Below are 2,934 nucleotides of genomic sequence, written 5' to 3'. Positions count from 1 at the left end.
CCCCCCCCCCTAGGTTCCATCCCCAAATCAACCTTTCTCGCGACATAGGCAAGGAAAGGGTCGATGGGAGCTTGCGCTCACATCGACCCTCTTCCCAGTCTGTCTTTTGGCTCGACCGCCGCGTCAATTCCGCAATCCGCGAACGAGGACTGCGTAGATCCGCTGCGCGGAACTACTCCGCCCCCGTAGTCGCTGATTACTCCATTGACCCGTCTACTTTTCCGCACGCGCCTGTCTCACGTGCCTTGCGCTTGCGTTCGGCGTTCAGGTAGTTGCCGCGACAGTAGCGCTCGAGAATCGAGTTGTAGCCGACGATGATTTCTCGGTACTGTTCGGGAAACTCACGTAACGCCGCAGTCGTGAAGTCGTTGATGGTCTCGAACTTCTCGACCATAATGAAGCCGACCAACTCGAAGAGCATGTCCTGCTTGTCCTTGGTCGAGAGCTGCTCAAGCTGCCCGATGTCGAAGTTGTTCCCCTCGATGCGGGCTTCGACTGGGTACAGTTCCTTGCCCTTCTTTCGGCACGATGCCGTGTCGTGGATGAGGTAGTCGTATGCGTGCCTGATGTTGTTGACTGGCTCCGCAGAGGAGCAGCACCTCTTGCCTTCCGCGCTCAAGCGGTTCAGGACGTTGATTATCGCCTTGCGTGTTGTGTTGCCGCCCCAAACCACGATGATGTGAACATGGGTCTTCCGCTGCTTGCTCTTCTGGTCATGGTCGATGTCGTGAATTGCGTAAGCGAACGGAACTTGGAGGATGTCGTCTATCTCCTCCTGCCAATCATCGAGCATGTTCTCTGGGTAGCAGATTCCCTCCCAGAGCTTTACCTTCGTCTCGCCAGCGTTTGCCGCCATGCTATAATCTCCTTGTCTCGAATGCCCCTGCTGCCGCCAAGCTTGCTGGGGCTTTTTCTTTTTACCTGCGCTTGTAGACCTCGCGCCTGTGCGCCACATCGACCACGAGAATGACAAGCCTGCCGTCGTTGATATCGCACAGGATCCGATAGTCACCGACCCTGTATCGCCACACGCCAGCCAAGTTCCCCGTTAGGGCTTTGCCCCTGCTTCTCGGGTCTTCGAGCTTCGCTATCTCGTCCAGCTCGTCGAACATTCGCGCCGCAACGCCCTTGTCTAGCTTGCGCATCGCCTTGTCGGCATTCCTCGTGAACTCAATTCGCCAGGCCACAATGCGCCCTTACCTCATCGATGCTGTAGGTCTCAAGCCTGCCTGCACGGTAGTCCTCAATGTCTTTGAGAATCCCGTACTCATACTCGAAGCGGTCTATAGCTTCTTGCAGGGCTTCATTCACATAAAAGCTCCTTGACCTGCCAGTTTCCTTCGCAAGTCTGCTATAACGCTCGTTCAATTCAGTAGGAATCCTCATCGAAGTAACTGCGGTAGCCATGCTGCACCTCCTTGATGTGTAATACAGGTACTACTATAACACATCACCGCGCCTGCCCGCGCGACCGCGCCGGTGCAACATGATTACGGCTCAACGCTTCCTTCGCACGCGCGACTTCCGTGGCTTCCCTCATCACATCATCCAAGCCGCGCTCGGTGCGTTGCACCTTCCTGGGACGCATCAGCGCCCAGATTCGGTCTCCAAGCTCCTCAACTGCTCTTCCAATTGCTCGCGCCGCTCCTGCGCATCGAGCAGCGATTGAATCGAGGATTGAGCCGCGCTCAGCTTTTCCCGCATCTTCCCAGCGCCGAACCTCGGCAGCGACGGGTCGAAGCTCCTCAACGTCTCGCGCAACCCCGTTCGCTCTTTGCCGAAGGCACTCCAATCGGTCGGTCGCATCCTCGATATCGACCATCACGTCCTCGAGCTCGCCCTCCCTCTCGGCAATCTCGGTCACGAGCTCGGCCTTACGCAATTCGGCTTCGTTTAGCAAAGCGGCGGCTTCCTCCTTAGCCGCCGCGACGATTCGCGCCGCTTCGTCCTCGGCAGGTCGCACGACCGCCCTATCGACCGCGCCGCGCACCTTGTCAATATCCACGGACTTGTCGGTGTACACGCGCTGCGCCCGCGTCTCCTCGCCAAGCTCGACCTCTGGGCGGTAGCCCAGTCGCTTCTCCAGATAGTCCCCAAGCTCCTTGTGCATGCTCTGGTAGAACGAGCGCGGGCACATCTTCTTGTAGTTGAAGCGCCCATCGAGTATCGGCGTGAACGGCACGTGCATGTGGTCGCGGGCGGGCGTGCCGTCCTTCAGCACCTCGTCCTTGTGGACGAACCCGCCCATCATGTTGTCGATGCCGAACTTGTTCGACAGGTACCAGTACGTGAGACGGAAGAACCTGTCCTCATCGCCCTTGCGCACGTTGTCGGGAAGCGTCACAACAACGTCCGCCATAACCACCGCGTCCTTGCGCGTGGCGCGCTTCCCTGCTGCCTTCTGTGCCTCGTTCACGCGCTCTATGCGCCGCTCGACCGTGCCCCAGTTCGGCTCGCCCTCACGGGACACCACACGCCCCACAACAAGCCTGCCGTCCTTGTTCGTGTAGTGACCGACCACCATGTCGTTCTTCACGCGCTTCGGGTCGATGTTGTCGCGCTCCATGCTGGACGCGTCGCGCCTGTAGTGAGCGAGCATGTGCCCGACCGAGGTTGCCTTGTACTTCGCTATGTGTGCCATGTCGTAACCGCCTTGCGTGAGATTTTAGCCGACTAAAGTCTAGCACGTTAGACCTTAGCTACGCTAAGGACGTGGCAGGGCCAGCCCTGCACCCGCTCGGGCGTTCCCCCCGAGACCCCCCAGCCCTACTCATTCGCGGCGTCGCTCATGAGGTGCGGGCCATCGGCGCGGGCGCCGAATGAGGGGGGCAAGCCCCCTCAAACTCCCCCGCTCAACCTGATTTGTCATTTGTCATTTGTCACATTATTTTTCGGACGTAGTTAGCGAAAAATAATGAGCGCGCCCCTTTTGAA

4 protein-coding genes are annotated in these 2,934 nt (G+C 58.6%); all 4 read right to left on the bottom strand.

The window, feature by feature from the left end; genetic code table 11:
- Window positions 1-196: 196 nt before the first annotated feature.
- Complete coding sequence (locus DXD77_RS10090; RefSeq protein WP_158549141.1) at window positions 197-856, bottom strand: Rep family protein; 660 nt, start codon at window positions 854-856, stop codon at window positions 197-199.
- A 61-nt stretch (window positions 857-917) separates the two neighbouring features.
- Window positions 918-1,187, bottom strand: coding sequence for a type II toxin-antitoxin system RelE/ParE family toxin (locus tag DXD77_RS10085; protein WP_114538517.1), 270 nt, complete (start codon window positions 1,185-1,187; stop codon window positions 918-920).
- On the bottom strand, window positions 1,171-1,407 hold the full coding sequence (locus DXD77_RS10080) for a ribbon-helix-helix domain-containing protein (protein ID WP_035138971.1): 237 nt from the start codon (window positions 1,405-1,407) through the stop codon (window positions 1,171-1,173). The genes DXD77_RS10085 and DXD77_RS10080 overlap by 17 nt, the downstream gene beginning before the upstream one ends.
- 43 nt (window positions 1,408-1,450) lie before the next feature.
- Window positions 1,451-2,641: a plasmid recombination protein gene (locus DXD77_RS10075; protein ID WP_117648569.1), complete on the bottom strand. Its 1,191-nt coding sequence runs from the start codon at window positions 2,639-2,641 to the stop codon at window positions 1,451-1,453.
- Window positions 2,642-2,934: the final 293 nt, after the last annotated feature.

This window comes from Collinsella sp. TM09-10AT (genome assembly GCF_003436275.1).
In the GTDB taxonomy this organism is placed as follows: domain Bacteria; phylum Actinomycetota; class Coriobacteriia; order Coriobacteriales; family Coriobacteriaceae; genus Collinsella.
Note: the sequence above shows the minus strand (reverse complement) of the source record. Positions and strands in the feature narration are given on the sequence as shown.

Coding starts and splice junctions, on each gene's coding strand:
- DXD77_RS10075 (WP_117648569.1), bottom strand. CDS start 2,641: ATGGCACACATAGCGAAGTACAAGGCAACCTCGGTCGGGCACATGCTC.
- DXD77_RS10090 (WP_158549141.1), bottom strand. CDS start 856: ATGGCGGCAAACGCTGGCGAGACGAAGGTAAAGCTCTGGGAGGGAATC.
- DXD77_RS10080 (WP_035138971.1), bottom strand. CDS start 1,407: ATGGCTACCGCAGTTACTTCGATGAGGATTCCTACTGAATTGAACGAG.